We start from the raw sequence: 22,786 nt of genomic DNA, 5'->3' as shown, positions 1-22,786 counted from the left end.
AAAATTATGAAATATGATGTTGTAGTTATTGGTGGAGGTCCTGCTGGACTTGCTGCTGCCAAAGCAGCTTATGAAAATGGAATAAAAAAAATTCTTATAATAGAAAGAGATAAAGAACTTGGTGGAATACTTCAACAGTGTATCCACAACGGATTTGGACTTCATAGATTTAAGGAAGAATTAACAGGGCCTGAATATGCTCAAAGATATATAAATATGATTACAGATTTACAAATTGAATATACTCTTGAATCAATGGTTTTGAATATAACCCACGACAAAAAAATATCAATGATAAGTCCTGAAAAAGGCTACCAAGAAATTGAAGCTAAATCAATAATTCTTGCAATGGGGTGTAGAGAAAGAACTAGGGGTGCTATAAACATTCCAGGTTATAGACCTGCTGGTATATTTACCGCTGGTGCTGCCCAAAGATATATAAATATGGAAGGATACATGGTTGGAAAAAAAGTTATCATCTTAGGTAGTGGAGATATCGGACTTATTATGGCAAGAAGAATGACACTAGAAGGTGCTGATGTTAAGGCCGTTATAGAACTACAGCCATTCTCTGGAGGACTAACAAGAAATATAGTTCAGTGTCTTGATGACTTTGGAATACCTTTATTACTATCACATACTGTTACTAATATACTTGGTAAAAATAGAGTTGAGAGTGTTACAGTTTCAAAAGTTGATGAAAATAAGCAACCCATCCCGGGAACTGAAATAGAATATGAGTGTGATACACTTCTATTGTCTGTTGGTCTTATTCCTGAAAATGAACTTTCAAGAGAACTTGGTGTAAAACTAGATAGAAGAACTAGTGGACCTATGGTAAACGAAACAATGCAAACTTCTATCTCGGGAATTTTTGCTTGTGGAAATGTAGTACATGTCCATGATCTTGTAGATTTTGTTAGTGCTGAAGGTGAACGTGCAGGTAAAAATGCTGCCAATTATGTTTTAAGTAAATCTATTCCTAGTCTAAATTCTATCGCCATCGAAAATGGAAAAGGAATTACTTACACTGTTCCACAAAATATTGACTTAGATAAGGCTTCTGAAAATATAGATATTTTCATGAGAGTAAATAATGTTTATAAAAATCAAAAAATTCTTGTAAAAAATGGTGAAAAAGAGCTGATTGGATTTCCTAGAAAGCATCTTGCACCAGGTGAAATGGAAAGAATTACAATCCCTTTAAAATTCTTAAAAAATATTGAAGGTAACTTAACTGTTGAATTACAGGAGGTTTTATAAAATGGTTAATATGATTTGTATTGTTTGCCCAATCGGTTGTCATCTTCAAGTCGATGTAAAAAATAATTACGCAGTTACTGGAAATGCTTGTCCAAGAGGAGAAGTTTATGGAAAAGAAGAACTTGTTTCGCCTAAAAGAGTTGTCACTTCAACAATTAAAATTATTGGTGGAATTTATAACAGAGTTCCCGTTAAAACTAATATTGCAATTCCAAAAGAAAAAGTTTTTGAATGTATGAAACTTTTAAATGATATTGAGATAAAATCTCCTGTTAAAATGGGGCATATTGTCTTAAAAAATATACTTGGAACAGATGCTGACATAGTCATTACAAGGGACATGTAGCTATCTTATACTTAAAATTTTGACTATTTCTGTATAATATGATATAATCTAAACATTATATATAAATAACCTGATTATTATACGGAGGTAGTCATTGAGAAAATTAAGTATTTTTATTTTAGCTTCTACAATTTTTGTAAGTAGCTTTTCTAAAGATTTTACAAGTCTTTTAGGAATTTTAGACGGAACTAAACATATAGAATCAACTTTAAATTCAAAAATTTCACCTAAAAATATTAACCATACAAATAATTCAAACTTGAATAAGCAAGTAAGTGAAATTAAAGGAAAACAAACATTTATTAAAAATATAGTTCCAATTATAAAAAGTGTAGAAGATGATATTGCTATGAATAAAGTTAGAGTTGCTTCACTTTCAAAAAAATCGACACTAACTTTAGAAGAAAAAACATTTTTAACTAATATTTTTGACAAATATCGTGTATCTTATGGAAATTTTGCTTCTCTTATGGATAAAATGATAATGCCACCAACTTCATTAATAGTTGCTCAAGCTTCTCTTGAAAGTGGATGGGGAACATCAAAAATTAGTTCTCGTTCTAATAATCTTTTTGGAATGAAATCTTTTAGTAAAAATGAACCTAGAGTAAAAGCCGATGATTCATTACATTATAGAAAATATGAAAATGTTAAAGAATCTGTTTATGATTATGTTATTAACCTTTCTAGACACAATGCATATAAAAGTTTAAGAAAAGGTATTAAAAACGGTGAGGATTCAACTTCTCTAACAAAATATTTAACAGCTTATTGTGAACAAGGAGATTATAAAGACAAACTTAATCATCTTATAAAAAGTAATAATTTTAAAAAATTTGATGTATAAAAGACGGATTTTCCGTCTTTTTTCTTTTATTCCTTCTCTTTTTATTATTTTTATATTATAATAATAAAACAAAGAATTTTTGAATAGTTTCTAAAAAGGAGTGTAATTAATGAGCAAACAAGAATTTAAAGGTAGTGTTGTTTTAAATCCTGTTCCAGTTGTTCTTATTACTTCTAAAAATAAAGAAGGAAAAGAGAATGTTTTTACTGTTGCATGGACAGGAACAATTTGTACTAAACCACCTATGCTTTCAATTTCTATTAGACCTGAAAGACTATCATACGAATATATAAAAGAAACTTTAGAATTTACTGTAAATTTACCAAGTAGTCACCAAGTTAGAGAAACTGACTTTTGTGGTGTTCGTTCTGGAAAAGATACTGATAAAATTAAAGAGATGGGCTTTACAATGAAAAAAGGTACACATATTGATGTCCCATATATTAAAGAATGCCCTATTAATATCGAATGTAAAGTAAAGAGCATAATTCCATTAGGAACTCATGATCTTTTCTTAGCTGAAGTTGTAGGATCTCATATCAATTCAGATCTTTTAGATGAAAAAGGAAAGATTCATTTTGAATGGGCCAATTTAGTTAATTATTGTCATGGAGAATATTTTCCAATGAGTAAAAAACCAATTGGACAATTTGGATTTTCAGTAGCTAAAAACTCTGAACTAATCGAAAAATATAAACATATCAAAACTTTTAATGAGTATAAATCCGATGACAACAAGACGATTTTACCTAAAAAAAAGAAAAAAAAGAAATATTAACCGTTATCCTCATCTTTTATTTTTTAAGATGGGGATTTTTTTATAGTATAAATTCTATTAAAAAAGAAGATATTTACATTTTAATAAGAATAGTAAGTGATGTTTATTACGTAGTTATACTAGAATTACAAGGAGGAGTTAAGATGGCAACAGAAAGTAAAAAATTGGGACTTTTAGCACTTGCTTCTATAGTAGTTAGTGCTATGATTGGTGGTGGAGTTTATAATCTTCCACAAAATATGGCTCAATCAGCTGGATCAGGAGCTATTGTTATAGCTTGGATTATTACGGGAATCGGAATGTGGTTCGTTGCTAATACTTTTAGGATTTTGGCTGTTGCAAGACCAGATGCAACGACGGGAATTTATACTTATGGTGAACTTGGATTTGGAAAGTTTGTTGGATTCCAAATGGCATGGGGATACTGGCTGTGCAACTGTTTTGCAAATATTGGATATGCTATACTTCTTATGGACTCATTAAACTACTTCTTTCCACCATATTTTAAAGGTGGAAATAACTTCTTGTCTATTATTGGTGGCTCTATTGTACTTTGGATTATATATTTTACAGTAATGGCTGGTGTCAAAAGTGCAGCTAAACTAAATATAATTGGGACAATAGGTAAACTTGTTCCATTAATTTTATTTATATTTATAACTCTATTTGCAATCAAATTATCAATGCTTTTTACAAATATTTGGGGAACAGAAACTATTGTTAAATTAAGTGATAAACCTTTAGGAAGTCTGATGACTCAAATTAAAAGTACAATGCTTGTAACTCTTTGGGTTTTTATTGGAATTGAAGGAGCTGTAGTAATTTCAGATCGTGCTAGGGATCAAGCTGAAGTTGGAAAAGCAACTCTTCTAGGATTCTTAGGTTGTTTAGTAATGTACATTCTTCTTTCATTGTTACCTTTTGGAAATTTCTCTCAAGGTGAACTTTCTGTAATGGCAGCTCCTTCTACTGCAGCAGTTCTTGGAGGGATTGTTGGGAAATGGGGAGATTGGCTTATGAATGCTGGTGTTATTATCTCTATACTAAGTTCATGGCTAGTTTGGACAATCATGCTTGCTGAACTTCCTTTCGCTGCTGCTAAAGCTGGGACATTCCCTAAAGCTTTTGCTGCTGAAAATGATAAAGGATCTGCATCTTTCTCTCTTATGGTTTCAACTCTTATCATGCAAGTTATTATGATATTAGTTTATTTTTCTAATAACGCTTGGAATTTGATGCTTAGTATCACCGGGGTAATGGTTCTTCCTTGTTATATAGTTTGTACTATGTATCTATGGAAAATAGCTGCAAAAAATGACAACTACCCAACTGATAGTTTTGCAAGTTTAAAAACTGCATTAATTACAGGAATTTTAGGGACTGTTTATGGAGCATGGCTAGTATATGCAGCTGGCCTTAATTATATGCTAGTTGCTGCCATAGTCTACGCTTTAGGTATTCCCGTATTTATGAAAGCTAGAAAAGAATCAGATCCAGGTAATCCAGAATTTACAAAATCAGAAAGAATATTTTCTATAATATTAGCTATCCTTGGAGTAATAGGACTTGTGTATCTATTTATGAATTACAAAGTTCTAATGGCTGCATAAAAAAGTGGGCAAATTAATTTGCCCACTTTTTTTATACTTCACCGCATTTTTTAAGTAATCTCTCCCACTTCAAATCTACATCATTTTGAATCTCTTCAAGCAAATGTTTATTTTCTTCTTTAAATAAATGCTTAAATCTTCCCTGCTTTTTTAAAAAATCAATTATTGGTAATTTATTTTTAGGTTTATATGATAATTTCCATTCTCCATTTATAACTTCAAATAATGGCCAGTAACAAGTTTCTACTGCTAATTTACATATCTCCATTAATTTTTCTGGACTATAATTCCATCCTCTAGGACAAGGAGCAAGAACATTTAAAAATGCTGCACCTGGGGTATATATAGCTTTTTCAGACTTCTCATGTAAATCTTTAAAATTTCCCATAAAAGTTGTTTGAGCTACATAAGGTATATTGTGTCCTACCATTATATCAGACAAGTCCTTCTTACCTTGAACTTTCCCACTGCTTTCATCACCTAAAGGAGTTGTTGTAGTACTAGCATATTTTGGAGTAGCAGATGAACGTTGTATTCCGGTATTCATGTATGCTCCGTTATCATAACATACATACACCATATCATGTCCTCTTTCCATAGCGCCCGATAGAGATTGAAAACCTATATCATATGTTCCTCCATCTCCTCCAAACGCTATAAACTTATAATTATCTTTTATTTTTCCTTTTCTTTTTAAAGCTTTATATGCCGCTTCTACTCCACTTATTGTCGCTCCTGCATTTTCAAAAGCGGAATGTATAAAAGAATCCTTCCAAGCTGTATATGGATAAAGAAAAGTTGAAACTTCCAAACATCCCGTCGCACTGCATATAACGGCTTCATCTTCAGGTTTTAAAGCTCTTAGAACTCCTCTAACTGCTACAGGAGCTCCACATCCAGCGCACATTCTATGTCCTCCAGTAAGTCTCTCTGGCTTGTTCATTTCTGTTTTAAAATTATATGGCATAAACTCCCCCTTAACCTCTTACTCCAAGATATCTATAAACTTCTTGTATTTCTTGATCTTTTTCTTTTAATAAAATTTCAAATATATCCTCTATATGGTTAACAGTAACATCTCTTCCACCAAGCCCATAGATATAATTTACCATTTTAGGTTTTGGACTTGAATCATAAAGTGCCGATCTTATTTCAGCAAATAATGGACCTCCAGCTGCTGACATTCCTTCACATTTATCCATAACTGCAACCATCTTAATATTTTTTAAAGCTTCTGCTATCTCCTTCATTGGAAAAGGTCTAAATACTCTTATTTTTAAAAGTCCTACTTTTTTCCCCATAGCTCTCATTCTATCAATTGCATCTTTTGCTGTTCCCGCAGTGGAATTTATTAAAACTAAAGCGACATCAGCATCATCTAATCTATACTCTTCAAAAAAACCATATTTTCTTCCACTTATTTTTTCAAACTCTTCTGCTACTTTTAGAATAACATCTCTTGAATTAATCATTCCTTGAGCCTGTAATCTTTTATGTTCCATATAATATCCTGCTACATCATAAGGTCCATGAGATATCGGTCTTTCTGAATTAAGTAAATAATCTTCAGGAGTATATTCTCCTACAAATTCTTTAACAATTTTATCTGGCAATAACTCTATATTTTCCACCGCATGGCTAGTTATAAATCCATCTTGGCATACCATTATAGGAAGTTGGACATCTTTATCCTCAGCTATCTTTACAGCCTGTATAAAGTTATCGTATGCTTCTTGATTAGTTTCACTGTATATCTGAATCCAACCAGAATCTCTTGCCCCCATTGAATCACTGTGATCTGCATTTATATTTATTGGTCCTGTTAGTGCTCTATTAACACATGCTAATGATATCGGTAGTCTTGTTGAAGCTGCCACGTAAAGCATCTCCCACATAAGCGCTAACCCACATGATGACGTGGCTGTCATAGTTCTTGCTCCTGCTGCTTGAGCCCCAAGACAAGCTGACATTGCACTATGTTCTGACTCTACCGGAACAAACTCCGTATTCACTAATTTATCTGCTACATACTGAGAAAAATACTGTGGTATTTCAGTTGATGGAGTAATTGGAAATGCTGCCATTACATCTGGCTCTATTTGCCTCATAGCGATTGCTACAGCTTCATTTCCTGACATTCTCTCTTTTAAATTCATACTTGCTACCCCCAAATTAATCTTTCATAAATTCTATTGCTTTAAATGGACATACTTCGTAACAAATTCCGCATCCTTTACAGTGGCTCATATTAAAGTCCAACCTCTTTCCCTCTACAACTGGAATAGCTGAATCTGGGCAAACAGGAATACATAAAAGACAGTGTTTACAATTTTCATCAACAAACTCAGGCTTCATACTTCTCCAATCACCAGTTATAAAATGTTGGGCACTTCCTGAATCATAAATTACTCCTCCTGGAGTTATATCTTGCCATTTTATAGTTTCATCAATTTTTATCCCCATCTTATTCTTCATTACATCTCACCTCATTCATAGAACGTTCAACAGCTTTTATATTTCCATTTAGAACCTCTGGTTTATGAGAAAACTTTTCTTTAAAAGATTCCTTTATTGCAGTCATAAATTCATCTTTTTCCATAACTTCACTAACTTTTACAAGTGCTCCTAGCATCGGAGAGTTTGGAAAATTCTTTCCTAATGTTTCTTCTGAAATTTTTCTTGCATCACAAGAATATACCCTTCCCATGTATCCTTTTAAATGCTGTTTTAGCTCTTCTGGATGCTTACTACTATTTATTATTATTGCTCCTGTTGCTTTCAATCCTTTTGTTACATCTACACTTTGAAGAAGAGTTTCATCAACTACAACAACGAAATCTGGTTCATAAATATTAGAATGAACTCTTATCCTTTCCTTAGCTATTCTATTATACGCAGTTATTGGAGCTCCCATTCTCTTAGGACCATATTCAGGAAATCCTTGTACAAACATTCCACCTGTAAAAGCAGCATCAGCCAAAAGAAGTGATGCTGTTTTAGCACCTTGCCCTCCTCTTCCATGCCATCTAATCTCAAGCATCTTTCTCATTATTATCACCCTTTAAAGTTTTTTATAAACTAATCTAATTAACGTATATACAACGAAAATGTTTTAAAATCAAGTCATATAATTTTTAAATGGTAATATTGTACCTTTGTGGATTTTTCAAAAAATCTTTTTCTAATTCTTTTAATTCCAGTTTTTTATTTAAAATAATATTTTTTATATCTTGTTCTATTTTCTCTATTTCAATTTTACTATCTTTTTTAATTTCTAAAATTTCTATCATTTTCTCATTTCTTTTTATTTCCAAATCATATTTCCAAAAAATTTCTTCAAATATTTTTTGTTGTTCTTCATTTAAATAAATTTGATATTTTGAATACTCATTGTTATCAAATACATTAGCTCGAACAACAAAAGAAATTAATAAAGTTCCAATCATTAAAAGTTTTTTCACATTAATCCTCCATAATTATTGATTTTATTTTATAAATCAATAATACTACTACTCTATGTCTGATTTATGTCGTAACTCCATATCATTTCAAATAAATTGTCGATCCTACTTTTTTTATCAACCCATTTTCTTCCAATTCTCTAATAACTTTTCTTAAATGTCGGTCCGAAACTAACAAATATTTTGCCATTTCAATATATTTTATATTTTCAATTTTATTATCCAGTGCAACTTTTCTAAAAAATTCCATAGCTCTTTCTCTAAGAGGTTTATGCTGAATATCAATCAATTTGACTGAGTTATTTATGAGTTTTTTTGTCAGAAGCTTTAAAATAAGTGCATAAAATTTATCATTTCCTTTTAATATCTCTTTCAAATCTTTAGAATATATTGCAATTAACGCACAATCATTTATTGCTTCGATATTACTATATATTTTATCTCCTAAAATATACTCAACGTCTCCAAATATATCTAAAGGTTCTGCAAAGTCAATTATAATTTCTTTGCCATTTTCTAAAAGTGGATAAACTTTAACTCTTCCTTTGACAAAAAAATATAAATAATCCATCTTATTTTGAGACAAATATATAATTTCACCTTTTTTAAAATAATGTATCGATAATTTTTTCAAATATTTTTCAGGAATAATATCTTCTATCGAATAAAATTTAAGAATTCTTTTTATCTCATTTATATCTTTTTTTACTTCCATTTTTTACCACCTTACGGATAAATATCCGGTTTTTATTTTGTATTATATGATAGTATTAAATATATAATAAATCAAGAGGTGAAACACAAAACATGTCAGAAAAGTTACGAAATGAAAAAATAAGTAAACTACTTATTTTATACTCAATACCAGCAATTGTAGGAATGGTTGTTAGTATTCTTTATAATCTAGTAGATAGATTTTTTATAGGACAATGGATAGGTAGACTTGGTATTGCAGGAGTTAGTATAACAATGCCTATTTCAACCTTCATATTATCTGTAGGATTATTAGTTGGAATTGGAAGTGGAGTATTAATCTCTATCAATTTAGGAAGAAATGATAAAAAGTCTGCAGAAGAAATTATTGGAAATACTATATCTCTTTTAGTTTTAGGTGGAGTTATCGTTTCCGTTATTACATTTTTGTTTATGGACAAAATTCTTTTCTTTATGGGAGCTACACCAGAAACTCTTCCATTTGCAAGAGACTACTTATATTATTTAACTCTTGGATTAACATTCCAAATAATATTTATAGGTTTAAATGAAAGTATTATCGGAAGTGGATTCCCAAAAAAAGCTATGATTATTAGTTTTATAGGATGTGGAATGAATATCATACTTGATCCAATCTTTATAAAGTTTTTTGGATTAGGAATAAAAGGAGCAGCTATCGCTACTTCTATCTCAAACATTGCTGCTACTACCGCTCAAATTTACTACTTTACTAAGGGATCATCTGTAATAAAAATTAAATTAAAAAATATGAAATTAAGACTTGATAAAATTAAAGATATCTCTAATATTGGTATCGCACCATTTATTATGCAAGCTTCTAACTGTGCAATAATAATCTTTATTAACCAAGCTTTAAAAACTTATGGGGGTAATATAAATATAGCGGCTTATGGAATTATAAGTAGTTTAAATCTTCTTTTCTTCCTACCTATAGTTGGAATCTACCAAGGAAGTCAACCAATTCTTGGATTTAATTACGGTGCTTCTCTATTTGAAAGGGTAAGAAAAACTTATATCTTATCTCTAATAGTTAGTGTGGTAATATCTTGCATAGGATTTATACTTATATTCTCTATTCCAGATATCTTAGTTAGTCCATTCATAAAAAATGATGAAGAATTAAGAATATTGACAATTGAAAGTGCTCAAATATTCTTTGCAATGCTTTTCTGTTTAGGTTTCAATTTAATAGGAAGTAGTTATTTCCAGTCGATAGGAAGACCTAAAATAACAACATTTTTAAATATCTTTAAACAATTTATCTTAATGATTCCTCTTCTTATTTTCTTACCGTCGAGAATGGGGTTAAAAGGAGTATGGATTGCAACACCTATAGCAGAACTCTTAACAGCTCTGGTTACAGGATACTATGTGTATAAGGAATTTAAAAAACTTAACGTAACAAATAATGTAGCAAATAATATATAAAATAAAATCCTCTAAGATTATTTTAACAATAACCTTAGAGGATTTTTTTATTCTCCGAAATATATTTTAAGCAATAACTTTATATATTCCTCATCGCTCAAAGTATTTGGACTATACTCTGTACATATATCATTTTTAATATCACAAATAAATTCTGGAATTAACCTTTTATATTCTTCAAATGGTATTCCTAAATCTTTTAAACACTTAGGAATTTCCAATTTTTCTTTTAAAATTTCTACATAGATTTTAAAAGATTTTTTACCTTCCTCCACACTACTAGCTGGAAGTTTTAACTCTTCGGCTATTTTAGAATATAAGTTATATGCATTTGTATTTACGTCTATAACATATGGCATTACTATTCCATTAGCTCTCCCATGGGATATATGAAGCTTAGCTCCTAATGTATGAGCTATACTATGGTTTATTCCTAAAGATGAGTTATTAAATGCAATTCCAGCGAGACATGATGCATACTGGATATTTTCTCTAGGTATTAATATTTTTGAGTCATTATAATGAGGAACTAAATACTTATAAACTAATTTTATTGCTTCTATTGCCATTGAGTTTGTAAAAGGATTAGATTTTTTAGATACATAGGCTTCCAATGAATGTGTTAAAACATCTATTCCAGTATCAGCAATGACTTTTTTAGGAAGTGTTTCCATAAACAATGGATTTAATAAAGCAATATCAGGTAACATTGAATCATTAGAAAGAGCTATTTTTTTATCTCCCGCAGTAAGTACACTGTATGATGTTACTTCAGATCCTGTTCCACTAGTTGTGGGAATTGCTATAAACTTTATCTTTTCACTGTTTTCTTTTAATTCATCTTTAACTTTATCTCCAAAATATAACATAGCTTTGCAAGCATCTATGGGAGAACCTCCCCCTAAAGCAATTATACATTCAGGATTAAAAACTAGCATTTCTTTTACTGCTTTTTCAACACTTTCAACTGTTGGATTTGGAGTCACATCACTAAATATTTTAACACAAATATTTGACCCAAGTTTTTCTATAATTTTATCTACAAATTTTAAGCTTACCATCACCTTATCTGTTACGATAAAGTATCTTTTAAATTTTTGAGTTTTTAAGAAATCAAGAGAATCTTCTCCAAACTTTATATCTGGCTTCAAACTAAAGTTATCCATTTTCTCCTCCTACTGTTGCTGCCAGTTTGCTGGATACACAACATATAAAAATTTAGCGTATTTTGGAGCACTAAATTGTATTTTTGAATTTTTAGGAATTAATATAACATCTCCTTTTTCTCCTACAACTTTTCTACCGTCTATTATAATTTCTAATGTTCCATCTATTATATAGTCGATTTCATCATAAGTTAAGGTCCAATCAAAACATGACTCTATCATTTCCATCATTCCAGCTCCAATTCTTGGACTCTCTTCTAAAGAAAATAGATCAGTTACATAAACTTGATTCTTTGGGTTACCTGTATCAAATCTTACTCTATCTATTTTTTCAGCTTTAATAACTCCAACTCCACTTTTATCCATATATTTTATAGAGTCAGACTTATTTTTTCCTAGTTCTTTTTCTATAACTTTTCTTATAAGATCTTCTAAATTTTTTTGATTCATCTCCATTATTTACTATCACCTACTACTTTATTAGTTTCGTCTTCTTTTATATTTCTAAACATTATTTTTGCTAAGATAACCGCTGTTACTCCACCTACTAATTTCCCAACAACCATTGGAAAAATCATACTTTTATCAACACCAGCAGTAAATCCTAAATGATCACCGAAAACAAATGCAGCACTAACTGCAAAGGCCATATTTAAAATTTTTCCTTTTTTATCCATATCTTTCATAAGACCAAACATCGGAATATTGTTAGCTAGAGTTGCAACCATTCCTGCTGCTGCAATCTCATTCATTCCAAGAAGTTCTCCGAATTTTAATAGTGGTTTATTAAATACCTTTGTAATAAAATATACTAATGGGAAAGCTCCTGCTAAAGTTATTGCTATTGCTCCAACTATTTCTATTCCGTCTGATATTGGTGCCATTCCAGGAATCACTACAAATCCTGTTAAAGTTTCTATTACAATAGCTGCTAGTCCAAGCGTTATAACAATAACAACTCCTTGTCCAAATATTGTAAATCCTTTTGTCATCTTCTCAGGCATTATCCACAATCCAACAGATATTATTCCTGCAAATATTATAATAGGAAGTAGATTTGAAAAAATCATTCCTAGACTAAATCCTGCAACAACTCCACCAGCCAAGCATCCAATCGGTATTGTAATCATACCAGCTAAAACACCTTTAGCTAAATACTCTCTATCTTTTGCTTCAATTATTCCAAGTGCTACGGGAATAGTGAATACAATTGTTGGTCCCATCATAGCTCCAAGTATTAATCCTGCAAATTTTCCAGCTTCTGGACTTTCAGCTAATTGCATAGCCAGTGGATATCCACCCATATCATTTGCCAATAAAGTTGTGGCAAACATAGAAGGATCTGCCCCTAAAAACTGATAAATTGGAGATATAACGGGTCTTAACATATTTGCCAGTACTGGAGCTAAAGAAACTACTCCAATCATTGCAAGAGCAAGTGCTCCCATTGCCATAAATCCCTCTTCAAACTTTTCTCCATATCCATACTTATTTCCAAGACATCTATCTATTGCCCCAATAGCCATAAAAAATGCCATTACATATATGATAATATCATTAATTCCCATCTTTTATCACGTCCTTGACTTTCCTTAATATTTCATTTATTTTTCTATCATCTATAATTTTATATTCTTCTTTTAAAATTTTCACTATAAGTTCAGAATCATTATTATAAATTACTTTTACATTTTTTTCTTTTAGATAATCCTTTATATTTGGGGGTAAAATCATATCTTTAGAAACATAAAATTCTTCTCCGCAAAGATATTCATTAATGTTATCAAGTGTTATTAGTTTTTTAGCCATATCACTCACCTTCTATCTCATCTATTATTCCAATCACAGCTGCATCTATTGGAATTTCTTCATTTTCCATCGCTTTTCTAGCAGAGCTTCCTTGAGTTATTAAAACTCGATCTCCAACCCCAGCGCCAATATAATCACACGCTATTATATTCTCATCTCTTCTCAGTTCAATGACAAGAAATTTCAAACCATTTAGCGACTCATCCTTTCTTGTGGACCAAACATTTCCGACCACTTTACCTATTATCATATTTTCACCTTTTTATGATTTTTATACCATTGGTTTCGGCAAATTCTTTAGCCAAATCTGTAATGGTTGTTTCTTTTGACAATTCTATTATTTTTTTATTTTCATCATAATTTTTTCTCAGTGTTTTCAAATCTAAAAGTTTTCCAGAAAAATAACGATTCTTTTCTTTTAAATTCTCTAAAACCTCTACTCTTTTAATAATTTTAATTCCGTAATCTAATATTTCTTTTTCATAAAATTCATATTTTTTTAAAAGTTTTTTTGGAATATCAGTATAATTTCTATATTCTATTCCCTCTTCAACTATAAATATTTCTTTTCCAGATAAAATATACGTTAAGAGTTTCTCTCCCACTTCATCAGAGTAAGTTCCTAAACTTAAGTCTACAAAATTTTTAATATTAATTTCAGAAACAATAACTCTGTTAGCACTCTCTTCAATTATAAATTTTTTTTCTAATTCTTGTTTTAAAATTAAATCAGTTCCATAAAAATTAATTTTCTCTTTTGAATTTTCATCACTTTTATTGCCTGATAAATATTTTTCTACCTCTTTTTTTATAATATCTACTAATTCTTGTTCACTCATATATTACTCCATATGAATCTTTTTCCAACATACATGCATTTCCTTCATCATAATCAACATGCATACTCAATGAAAAATTTTCATTTACTCTTACTAAAACATCTTCAAATATTACTGGTCTTTTAGAATGAACTTGAACTTTTACTAAATCTTTATCTTTAAGATTTAATACTTTTGCATCATTAACACTCATATGAATATGATTTTTTGCTACTATTACACCCTCTTTTAAAGTAACAAAATTTCCTCCATTGCTTACTAAAATTCCCGGAGTTCCACTGGTATCTCCAGATTCTCTAAGTTCTGGCTTTATTCCCAAAACTCTAGAATCTGTAACTGAAATCTCAACTTGTGTAGTTTTTCTATATGGACCTAAAATTATTACTCCTTCTATTACTCCTTTAGGTCCAATCAATCTAACTCTCTCTTTATATGCAAATTGCCCATGCTGAGATAACTCTTTCACAGCATTAAATTCATAATTTTTTCCAAATAAAGCCTCGGCATCTTCTAATGATAGATGAACATGTCTTCCAGAAGCTTCTATTGGAATATGTTTAGATTCACTAAGTTCTAATCTAGCTTTTACCATCTCAACTATTTTATCTATTTCCATATTCACCTTTTTCTCCTTTCAGCATCATTATATATATACCGCTACTTAATCTATTAAATGCCTTTAATAAATCTTTTCTCTGAACTACTCCATTTACTTCAGTAAATGCTTCAACTCCAGCTATTTCCATTTCTCTTGATAAAGCTCTAAGTTCATTTAATTTTAAGACTATAATATTATTTTTTACAGATATATCAAAAAGATGATTTAAATTAAAATATTTTTTAGGATTATGAGAAATAGATTTTATACTTTCTAAATCTTCACCTAAAATTTTAATCTCTTCCAACTCTTCATCAAGTATTTCTGCCAAATTTATTTTTTTAATAAACTGTGAAATACTTTCCATATCTTTGTTTAAAAGAGAATTTTTCTTATCTTCTAATTCCTTCTGCAACACAAGCCATTTTGCTAAAAAAGTATCTATTTTACCTCGTAATATAATTCTCTTAGAATCTTTTCTAACTAAAATATTTCCAAAAATTTGAGTCATATATTCAGGTTTTTCAAAATAGCTTTCTCCAAATATTCCTTTATACTTAGCCTCTATAGGTTTTTCCACCTCTAAGCACTTAACTTCTTTTTTATCGAATTTATTTTTTAATATTGTCACTGATTTATCTGTTAAAAATTGCTTTGCAGAGGGTGTAAGTATTGTTCCTTCCTCTACAACAAATTCTGTAAAGGGTTCATTCTTAAAAATTAATTTTAATTTATCCTCTGTTAAGACCATAATTTCTCCTATCTATTTAGTATTTCATTAAGAACTTTTTTTATTAACTCCTCCATATCCTTTGAATCTACATTAGTTTGCTCTACATTTTCTGTTCTAAAATAATCTAACTCTCTAACACCCCAAGCTACTCTTCTTATATTTATTAGGTTCATCGGAGTAATATTATCAGAAGTTGAACTTCCTCCTACTGCTCCACATCCTAAAGTTAGAGCAGGAGCTAGATTAGTAGTCGCTCCTATTCCTCCAAGAGATCCTGGAGTATTTACAAGCAATCTTGAAACTGGTTTTTTTAGTGCAAATTCTCTTATTACCTCTCTATCTTCAGAGTGAATAATCATTGTATGACCTCTTCCCTCATGATTTAATATTTCAATTGATCTCTCGCATGCTTTTTCCCAGTTATCTTCTACATAAAATGCAAGTATTGGAGCTAGTTTTTCGCTTGAATAAGGATTACTATTTGAAACAGTTGTCTCCTCAGACAATAAAACTCTTGTTCCCAGCGGAATTTTTATTCCTGCAAGATTGGCTATTACTTCAGCGCTTTTTCCAACTATCGCAGGATTCATTGTTCCATTTGGTCTTAATATAAATCTTGCAAGCTTATCAGCATCTTCTCTAGGCATAAAATATCCACCTTGATTTTCAACTTCTTTCATTATTTCCGTTCTATTACATGCTTCGGCTATTATTGACTGTTCAGAAGCACATATCGTTCCATTATCAAAAGTTTTACTTTGCATAATTCTTTTTACGGCCATTTTTACATTTGCTGATCTTTCGATAAATGCTGGCCCATTTCCTGGCCCAACTCCTATTGCAGGTGTCCCAGAACTATAAGCTGCTCTAACCATTGCTTCTCCACCTGTTGCAAGAATTAATGATACATCATCATGCTTCATTAATGCATCAGTTGCTTGAATTGTCGGTATTTCTATTACTCCAATTAAACCCTCTGGTGCTCCCGCTTTAATAGCTGCTCTTTTTAATATATTTGCTGTTTCAATTATACAATTTTTTGCATTTGGATGTGGACTTATAACTATTCCATTTCCAGCTTTAAGAGAAATTAAAATTTTATAAATAGTCGTTGATGTTGGATTAGTAGATGGAATTAGTCCAGCTATTACACCAACAGGAACTCCAACTTCCATAACTTCATTTTCCTCTCTTAAAATTCCAACTGTTTTCATATTTTTTATAAAATCATAAATATATGTAGATGCAAATCTATTTTTTATTACTTTATCTTCCCATTTTCCAAATCCCGTTTCCTCTACAGCTAATTTTGCTAGTTTTTCATCGTATTGTCTCACTTCCATAGACATTTCATGAACTATTTTATCCATTTTTTCTTGAGAAAATTCTACATATTTTTTTTGTGCAGCTTTACATGCTTTAACTAAGTCTCTTACCTGTTGCACAGATAGTAAATCTTTATCCATACTTTCCTCCTATATTAAATATGCTTTAGTATTCCTTCATATGGGTTATTAATTACCGCTTTATCTTTATATTTAAATAATCCTGTGACTAAAACTACCGCTTCTTCTACTGAACTGGTATCACCAGTTATTACATAATAACTTTTTCCTGCTGTTCCCCATCCTAGTACAAGCTTTAAAAGTTTAACATTAGTACTCTTAAGCACAAGATCCAAAGATTTTACACTATCAGGTATATTCCAAAACTCTACTATTCCAATAGAATTTTCTAATTCAGCTCTTCTTTTTCCCGATAAAATCTCTACAATCTCTTCAGATACTCCAGAAATAATCTGAACTTTAGCCAAATTTTCCAAACTTTCCATTGCCTCTTTTATAGATTCATTATCACCATATAAAATAAAAAAATATTTTCCTGGACAAGTAACAGCAGCCTTATATATTTCTAAATTAAAATTTTTTAATATGTTATCAAAACTAGATATTCCCGTTGGAATATCTTTAAATTCTGCCACTATAATGGTCTTCATAAAAATCATCCTTTAAATATAGGTGACAGCTTTTGATAGCTGTCACCTATTATTTTTGTTATTTAATTGATTTTGGTAATAAAATTTCAACTTCTGAATGAGGTCTTGGAATTACATGAACTGATAATAGTTCTCCAACTCTATCTGCTGCCGCAGCTCCAGCATCTGTTGCCGCTTTTACTGCTCCAACGTCTCCTCTTACCATAACAGTTACAAGTCCTCCTCCTACCATTTCTTTTCCTATTAATGTTACGTTAGCAGCTTTTACCATTGCATCTGCTGCCTCAATTGCTGCTACTAATCCTTTAGTTTCTATCATTCCTAATGCGTTTAATGTTGCCATTTAGCTCATCTCCCTTTTTTATTATTTTTTTTATCTTCTATTAATTCTATAACCTCTTTGATTTCCTCAATTACTTCTTGTTTTTTTTCTTCTATCACAACAACTGGTGGTACTGGTTTTTCTATAAGTTCAGCTATAAAATCGCTTGGTCGCGCTATAACATGACTTCTAACATGAACACCTAATCTTTTAGCTGCTTCTGTTCCAGCTTCAACAGCAACTTTAACAGCAGCCACATCTCCAGTTATTTCTACTGTAACAATTCCACCTTTTATTAGATGTCTGTTAACAACATCGACATCAGCTGTTTTTAAAGCTACATCTGTCGCTTCAATAGCTCCGACAATTCCTATTGTTTCTATCATTCCTAATGCTCTCATATCTTACTCCTTAAAACTTCGTTGGATTCTGAGCCACAAATTTTACAGCATCTGCAAAAGCTTCACAAGCCGCTTTACATGCTGATTGACTTCCTGTTAACAGGCCTCCTCCAAAGTTAGTTTCTGTTGGTGGCCCGAAGAATGCAGTTAGTTTAACATCCGCAGCTTTAAGAGCTACATCTAAAGCATACATTGCTTCAAGTGGAGGAGCTACAAGATATGCTAAAGCTTCTCCTTCTGCTACTCCTGCTGTTGCTGATAAATAACTCCCTGTTCTAGAAACACAGTGAGCATAGTAAGCTATAGTATCATCTTCATTTGCACTATAAAAACATGCATCATTTTCTATAAAATCAACTATTGCTGATAATCCACTTCTTACTTCTGCAGGTGTTGGTCCTGCAATTATTCCAATTACTTCTCCAGCTAATTTTGTATTTGCATTAGCTGCTCCACCATAGAAAGACTTTCCATATACAACTTTTACTTCTGCCATTTTCGTAGCTTGATCCAATGCTGTATAAGTTACATCATCACAATCCGCTGTTACGATTCCAATACTTTTATAACCATGTGGTAATTTTAGTTCTTCTGCCATTTTATCGTCTACATTAGGAATTAATTTAACCCCTAATACACTTGGCTTTAAAGGATCATTAGTCATTTTTCCCTCCGTTAAAGTTTTAAATCTTGTCCACTTGCTTTAGCTTCCAATATTTTTTTAATAATATGGGCTATATGTGCCCCAGCTTCCGACGCAGGAGTTCCATTTTTATGAATATTTGAAACTACTGTTCTTTTCGATTCAGGAATCCCAATGTATGCCTTATAAGTAATATAAGCACTCATACTTTCTGAAGTAGCTAATCCAGGTCTTTCTCCTATTAAAAGACAAGTAACTTCTGCATTAACCAATTCTGATACTTCATCTGCAGATCCAACTCTTCCATATTTTATGAATAGAGGTGTTCCTACATCAATTCCATAAGATTTTAAACCATTTAATAAAGCCGGTAATGTGTCTTCAATATTTGCTTCTATTGCTGTTGAACTCAACCCATCAGCTATACAAACTTGAACTTTTGGATTTTTTTTACATTTTTCCTCTATTATTTTGATACCTTCTGGAGAAATTCTTCTTCCTAAGTCAGGTCTAGTTATGTACTGATCTTTTGATTCACACTGAGTCTTCACTACAAGTAAATCGTTTCTTTTTAAAAATTCTTCAGATACATCTGTAAATACAGCATCTATAGCAGCGGCATGGTCAGCTCTAAATCTTAACATTGTATTAGTTGTGTATCTTGTTCCAGCTCTTGAAATACCAACTCTAGCTGGAGTTTTTTTCTTGTATTTCATAAGTTCTGCTCTGTTAGCAGGATTTTTCAATTCAGTTACTTCCCTTAAATCTACTTCAGTTATATCCACTAAATCTAAATTTGGTTTAACTCCCTCTACAACTCTTTCAACTATTATTTTTTCAGGTTCTTTTGTTTTATCCATGTCCTTAAGAACCTGAGAAATTATATTTCTCAACTCTTTTTCAGATACCATTTTCTCCTCCTACTTTAAAAATATTGATGCGTCTCCAGCTATTTCAGTAAGTTTTCCATCTTTTCTAATTCCAGTTTTTTCAAGCCATTCTTCAAATTCTTTTATTGGTTTTACATTTAGTGTTTCTCTTAATGTCTGTATGTCATGATATCCAGTAGTTTGATAGTTTAGCATAATATCGTCCCCTGCTGGAACTCCCATGAAATAATTACATCCTGCAACTGTCAGTAGGACAGCTAAATTCTCTATATCGTTTTGATCAGCCTTCATATGATTTGTATAACAAACATCAACTCCCATAGGTAATCCATGAAGTTTCCCCATAAAATGATCCTCTAAACCAGCTCTTATTACCTGTTTGCTATCATATAAATACTCTGGTCCAATAAATCCAACTACAGTATTTACGATAAATGGACTATATTTCTTTGCAAACCCATAACATCTTGACTCCATTGTCAATTGGTCTACACCATGATTTCCATTTGATGACAATTCAGATCCTTGCCCTGTTTCAAAATACATCACGTTTGGACCTGCCGCAGTTCCTTCTTTGAGAGCTAATTGTCTAGCTTCTTCTATCATTGCAGCATTTATTCCAAAAGCTTCATTTGATTTTTCTGATCCAGCTATACTTTGAAATATTAAATCTGTTGGTGCTCCTCTTCTTATAGCTTCCATTTGTGTTGTTACATGGGCAAGTACACAAATCTGTGTTGGTATTTGCCATTTATTTTTTATTTCATTAAATCTCTCAAGAACTCTAATAACACTATCCACAGTATCGTCTACTGGGTTTAGTCCCAATAATGCATCTCCAACACCGTAACTCAATCCTTCCAATAAAGAAATCATTATTCCATCCGGATCATCAGTTGTATGATTTGGTTGAAGTCTAGCAGCTAAAATTCCTTTACCACCTATAGTTGTATTACAATGTGCTGTAACTATTATCTTTTGTGCTGCATGGACTAAATCTAGATTTGACATTAGCTTAGTTACCGCAGCTATCATTTCTGATGTCAATCCTCTTCTTATCCATTGAATTTCTCTATCCTGTGTTTCTTCCGCAAGTAACCATTCTCTTAAGTCACTAACAGTCCAATCTTTTATTTGGTCATAAATTTTTAGATTTAAACTATCAATTATAATTCTTGTTACCTCGTCCTCATCATACGGAACTGCTGGATTTTCTTTCAAGTCTTTCAAAGTTATATTGGCAAGTACTTCCTTAGCAGCTACTCTTTCTTTTGTTGTAGTTGCAGCCAGACCTGCCAGCTCATCTCCTGACTTTTGTTCATTTGCTTTGGCCATTACTTCATTTAAAGATTTGAAGTCATATTCATGGCCAAATAATTTTGTACTTAATCTCATTAATTTCACCTCTTCCTTAATTAATAATTTAATACCAATGTTTTTACTATCACTGGAAGTACACTCCCATTTCCTAAAGGTTGTCCTATATCTATAAAATCTCCATCTGAAACTTTAATTCCATCTATACAAACTATTGGAATTTTATTCAAGTATTTAAGAGATAAAGTTTGACCTAACACTTTTCCTATGTCATTTTCAATAACCAAAATAATTTTTGTTGCATCTTTTAAAGTTTCATACAATCCTTCAGCTAAAATTTCTATATCTTTGTATTTCATATTAGCTTTTCCTGTAAGACCTATTGCTATCTCTTGATTTCCATCTCGAGTTTTAAACCAACTTAATTTTTTTTCCAAATTATTTTTAAAATCTTCACCTATTAAACTTTCATCATTTGATGTCAATTTTAAAATTGGTAAATTTTTAATTGGAAAAAGATTTTCTGTATACGTTATTGTACTTCCACTTATCTCTGTGGTGTGCGAACCTGCTCCAACTACTGTTGCACCAATCGTCTCCCCAAGTTTCACTATATTTATATTCTCTCTATCAAATTTTTCCTTTATTTGTCTCCCTAATATTATTCCTATATCATTATATTTAAAATCTTTCTCATCAAAGCCACCATATATATAATCTGCAACTCCACCAGAAAAACTTACAAATTTTAAATCTGGGGATTCTCTAAAATCTCTATCTGTAACTAGCTCGAAATAATCGGCCGTTTTAGCTTTTACTCCAATTGCCTCTAATAAAATTTCTGCCAATCTTTTACAAAGTATATTTAATTCTTTCACGTCTGCTATTTGCCCAACTCTCAAACTTTTTAAATTTAACTCTTCTATTAATAATTTATATTTTTCATACACATATATAATTTCTAAAGAATTTTCTTTGAATTTTATAAGTCTTCCACCGATATCCAAACATGTTGTATCTTTTATTTCTCCACAATCAAAAAGTGAAATATTTGTAGTTCCACCTCCGATATCGAAGTTATAAATAGACGTATTATTTTTTTCAGAAAAATCCATAGCTCCAGATCCTTTTCCTGCTATTATGCTCTCAAGATCTGGTCCAGCTGTTGCAACAACAAAATCTCCTGCCATTCCACTAAGAGCATTTAATACGTCTCTAGCATTTGATTTTCTGGCTGTTTCTCCAGTTATTATTACTGCACCAGTAGATACTTCTTCTGGCTTAACTCCTGCCTTTTTATATTCATTTTTTATTATTTCTTTGACCTTTTCAGCATCAATCTCTGTTTGACTTATTAGAGGTGTTAAGTATATATCACTTCTATAAAATACTTCTTTTCCTATAATTCTAATCTGCGGAACTCTGGCTCCAGAAGATATATTCTCTAAAGTTATTTTAGTGAATACCAACTGAGTTGTAGATGTTCCTATGTCAATTCCAACACTTAAAATAGTTTCTTTCATCAACTTCCTCCTGAAAATTGAGAATAAAAAAAGCCAAAGAGCATAGGTATCCCTATCATCTTTGGCTTCATTGCCTTTTTT

28 protein-coding genes are annotated in these 22,786 nt (G+C 31.2%); 6 read left to right on the top strand and 22 right to left on the bottom strand.

The window, feature by feature from the left end; all coding sequences use genetic code 11:
- Nucleotides 1-6 precede the first annotated feature (6 nt).
- The 5 genes from H3N56_RS01105 (at nt 7) to H3N56_RS01085 (ending at nt 4,844) form a co-directional block, all read left to right on the top strand.
- Nucleotides 7-1,263 (top strand): FAD-dependent oxidoreductase, encoded by a 1,257-nt coding sequence (locus H3N56_RS01105; protein WP_185879499.1) that lies wholly within the window; start codon nt 7-9, stop codon nt 1,261-1,263.
- 1 nt (nt 1,264) lies between these two features.
- Nucleotides 1,265-1,609 (top strand): DUF1667 domain-containing protein, encoded by a 345-nt coding sequence (locus H3N56_RS01100; RefSeq protein WP_185879498.1) that lies wholly within the window; start codon nt 1,265-1,267, stop codon nt 1,607-1,609.
- A gap of 94 nt (nt 1,610-1,703) precedes the next feature.
- Complete coding sequence (locus H3N56_RS01095) at nt 1,704-2,456, top strand: glucosaminidase domain-containing protein (protein ID WP_185879497.1); 753 nt, start codon at nt 1,704-1,706, stop codon at nt 2,454-2,456.
- Between the two features lie 109 nt (nt 2,457-2,565).
- Entirely contained in the window at nt 2,566-3,234 is a 669-nt protein-coding gene (locus tag H3N56_RS01090; RefSeq protein WP_185879496.1) for a flavin reductase family protein, read from the top strand.
- 143 nt (nt 3,235-3,377) lie between these two features.
- Nucleotides 3,378-4,844, top strand: coding sequence for a basic amino acid/polyamine antiporter (locus tag H3N56_RS01085; protein WP_185879495.1), 1,467 nt, complete (start codon nt 3,378-3,380; stop codon nt 4,842-4,844).
- A 31-nt stretch (nt 4,845-4,875) separates the two neighbouring features.
- Here H3N56_RS01085 and H3N56_RS01080 read toward each other — a convergent pair whose 3' ends face one another.
- The 6 genes from H3N56_RS01080 to H3N56_RS01055 all read right to left on the bottom strand — a co-directional run bounded on the left by H3N56_RS01080 (nt 4,876) and on the right by H3N56_RS01055 (nt 9,020).
- Nucleotides 4,876-5,811 (bottom strand): thiamine pyrophosphate-dependent enzyme, encoded by a 936-nt coding sequence (locus H3N56_RS01080; protein ID WP_185879494.1) that lies wholly within the window; start codon nt 5,809-5,811, stop codon nt 4,876-4,878.
- A gap of 10 nt (nt 5,812-5,821) precedes the next feature.
- Nucleotides 5,822-7,000: a pyruvate ferredoxin oxidoreductase gene (gene porA, locus H3N56_RS01075; RefSeq protein WP_185879493.1), complete on the bottom strand. Its 1,179-nt coding sequence runs from the start codon at nt 6,998-7,000 to the stop codon at nt 5,822-5,824.
- A gap of 16 nt (nt 7,001-7,016) precedes the next feature.
- The gene (locus H3N56_RS01070; RefSeq protein WP_185879492.1) at nt 7,017-7,319 is read right to left on the bottom strand and encodes a 4Fe-4S binding protein; all 303 of its coding nucleotides are present in this window, start codon (nt 7,317-7,319) and stop codon (nt 7,017-7,019) included.
- Nucleotides 7,309-7,893 carry a 2-oxoacid:acceptor oxidoreductase family protein gene (locus H3N56_RS01065; protein WP_185879491.1) on the bottom strand — a complete coding sequence of 195 codons (585 nt, stop codon included), beginning with the start codon at nt 7,891-7,893 and terminating at the stop codon, nt 7,309-7,311. Before H3N56_RS01065 ends, H3N56_RS01070 begins: the two co-directional genes overlap by 11 nt.
- 85 nt (nt 7,894-7,978) lie before the next feature.
- Nucleotides 7,979-8,305 carry a hypothetical protein gene (locus H3N56_RS01060; RefSeq protein WP_185879490.1) on the bottom strand — a complete coding sequence of 109 codons (327 nt, stop codon included), beginning with the start codon at nt 8,303-8,305 and terminating at the stop codon, nt 7,979-7,981.
- Between the two features lie 82 nt (nt 8,306-8,387).
- The gene (locus H3N56_RS01055) at nt 8,388-9,020 is read right to left on the bottom strand and encodes a Crp/Fnr family transcriptional regulator (RefSeq protein ID WP_185879489.1); all 633 of its coding nucleotides are present in this window, start codon (nt 9,018-9,020) and stop codon (nt 8,388-8,390) included.
- Between the two features lie 92 nt (nt 9,021-9,112).
- Between H3N56_RS01055 and H3N56_RS01050 the strand changes: the two genes are divergently transcribed.
- Nucleotides 9,113-10,468 carry an MATE family efflux transporter gene (locus H3N56_RS01050; RefSeq protein ID WP_185879488.1) on the top strand — a complete coding sequence of 452 codons (1,356 nt, stop codon included), beginning with the start codon at nt 9,113-9,115 and terminating at the stop codon, nt 10,466-10,468.
- Between the two features lie 47 nt (nt 10,469-10,515).
- On the opposite strand, the gene H3N56_RS01045 is transcribed toward H3N56_RS01050, so the two are convergent.
- From H3N56_RS01045 to eutA, 16 genes are read right to left on the bottom strand one after another with little or no spacing between them, the layout of a single operon-like run.
- Nucleotides 10,516-11,634, bottom strand: coding sequence for a 1-propanol dehydrogenase PduQ (locus H3N56_RS01045; RefSeq protein ID WP_185879487.1), 1,119 nt, complete (start codon nt 11,632-11,634; stop codon nt 10,516-10,518).
- Between the two features lie 9 nt (nt 11,635-11,643).
- Nucleotides 11,644-12,084 (bottom strand): cupin domain-containing protein, encoded by a 441-nt coding sequence (locus H3N56_RS01040; protein ID WP_185879631.1) that lies wholly within the window; start codon nt 12,082-12,084, stop codon nt 11,644-11,646.
- 5 nt (nt 12,085-12,089) lie between these two features.
- On the bottom strand, nt 12,090-13,202 hold the full coding sequence (eutH, locus tag H3N56_RS01035) for an ethanolamine utilization protein EutH (protein ID WP_185879486.1): 1,113 nt from the start codon (nt 13,200-13,202) through the stop codon (nt 12,090-12,092).
- Nucleotides 13,192-13,443 (bottom strand): hypothetical protein, encoded by a 252-nt coding sequence (locus tag H3N56_RS01030; protein ID WP_185879485.1) that lies wholly within the window; start codon nt 13,441-13,443, stop codon nt 13,192-13,194. Before H3N56_RS01030 ends, eutH begins: the two co-directional genes overlap by 11 nt.
- Nucleotide 13,444: 1 nt before the next feature.
- Nucleotides 13,445-13,693: a EutN/CcmL family microcompartment protein gene (locus H3N56_RS01025; RefSeq protein ID WP_185879484.1), complete on the bottom strand. Its 249-nt coding sequence runs from the start codon at nt 13,691-13,693 to the stop codon at nt 13,445-13,447.
- Between the two features lie 4 nt (nt 13,694-13,697).
- On the bottom strand, nt 13,698-14,282 hold the full coding sequence (locus H3N56_RS01020) for a hypothetical protein (RefSeq protein WP_185879483.1): 585 nt from the start codon (nt 14,280-14,282) through the stop codon (nt 13,698-13,700).
- Complete coding sequence (gene pduL, locus H3N56_RS01015) at nt 14,275-14,898, bottom strand: phosphate propanoyltransferase (RefSeq protein ID WP_185879482.1); 624 nt, start codon at nt 14,896-14,898, stop codon at nt 14,275-14,277. The genes H3N56_RS01020 and pduL overlap by 8 nt, the downstream gene beginning before the upstream one ends.
- Complete coding sequence (locus H3N56_RS01010; RefSeq protein ID WP_185879481.1) at nt 14,885-15,631, bottom strand: ethanolamine utilization protein; 747 nt, start codon at nt 15,629-15,631, stop codon at nt 14,885-14,887. The genes pduL and H3N56_RS01010 overlap by 14 nt, the downstream gene beginning before the upstream one ends.
- A gap of 8 nt (nt 15,632-15,639) precedes the next feature.
- Nucleotides 15,640-17,079: an acetaldehyde dehydrogenase (acetylating) gene (locus H3N56_RS01005; protein ID WP_185879480.1), complete on the bottom strand. Its 1,440-nt coding sequence runs from the start codon at nt 17,077-17,079 to the stop codon at nt 15,640-15,642.
- Between the two features lie 14 nt (nt 17,080-17,093).
- Entirely contained in the window at nt 17,094-17,609 is a 516-nt protein-coding gene (locus H3N56_RS01000; RefSeq protein WP_185879479.1) for a BMC domain-containing protein, read from the bottom strand.
- A 58-nt stretch (nt 17,610-17,667) separates the two neighbouring features.
- The gene (gene eutM, locus H3N56_RS00995) at nt 17,668-17,952 is read right to left on the bottom strand and encodes an ethanolamine utilization microcompartment protein EutM (RefSeq protein WP_185879478.1); all 285 of its coding nucleotides are present in this window, start codon (nt 17,950-17,952) and stop codon (nt 17,668-17,670) included.
- A 5-nt stretch (nt 17,953-17,957) separates the two neighbouring features.
- Nucleotides 17,958-18,332 (bottom strand): BMC domain-containing protein, encoded by a 375-nt coding sequence (locus tag H3N56_RS00990; protein ID WP_185879477.1) that lies wholly within the window; start codon nt 18,330-18,332, stop codon nt 17,958-17,960.
- 10 nt (nt 18,333-18,342) lie between these two features.
- On the bottom strand, nt 18,343-18,996 hold the full coding sequence (gene eutL, locus H3N56_RS00985) for an ethanolamine utilization microcompartment protein EutL (protein ID WP_185879476.1): 654 nt from the start codon (nt 18,994-18,996) through the stop codon (nt 18,343-18,345).
- Between the two features lie 11 nt (nt 18,997-19,007).
- On the bottom strand, nt 19,008-19,886 hold the full coding sequence (eutC, locus tag H3N56_RS00980; RefSeq protein WP_185879475.1) for an ethanolamine ammonia-lyase subunit EutC: 879 nt from the start codon (nt 19,884-19,886) through the stop codon (nt 19,008-19,010).
- Between the two features lie 9 nt (nt 19,887-19,895).
- The gene (locus tag H3N56_RS00975; protein ID WP_185879474.1) at nt 19,896-21,260 is read right to left on the bottom strand and encodes an ethanolamine ammonia-lyase subunit EutB; all 1,365 of its coding nucleotides are present in this window, start codon (nt 21,258-21,260) and stop codon (nt 19,896-19,898) included.
- A 20-nt stretch (nt 21,261-21,280) separates the two neighbouring features.
- Nucleotides 21,281-22,705, bottom strand: coding sequence for an ethanolamine ammonia-lyase reactivating factor EutA (gene eutA, locus H3N56_RS00970; RefSeq protein WP_185879473.1), 1,425 nt, complete (start codon nt 22,703-22,705; stop codon nt 21,281-21,283).
- Between the last annotated feature and the right edge of the window lie 81 nt (nt 22,706-22,786).

Origin of the sequence: Cetobacterium sp. 2A, assembly GCF_014250685.1 — a bacterium.
Lineage (GTDB): Bacteria > Fusobacteriota > Fusobacteriia > Fusobacteriales > Fusobacteriaceae > Cetobacterium.
The sequence above is the reverse complement of the archived record's forward strand: the minus strand, read 5'-3'. Positions and strand labels throughout refer to the sequence as shown.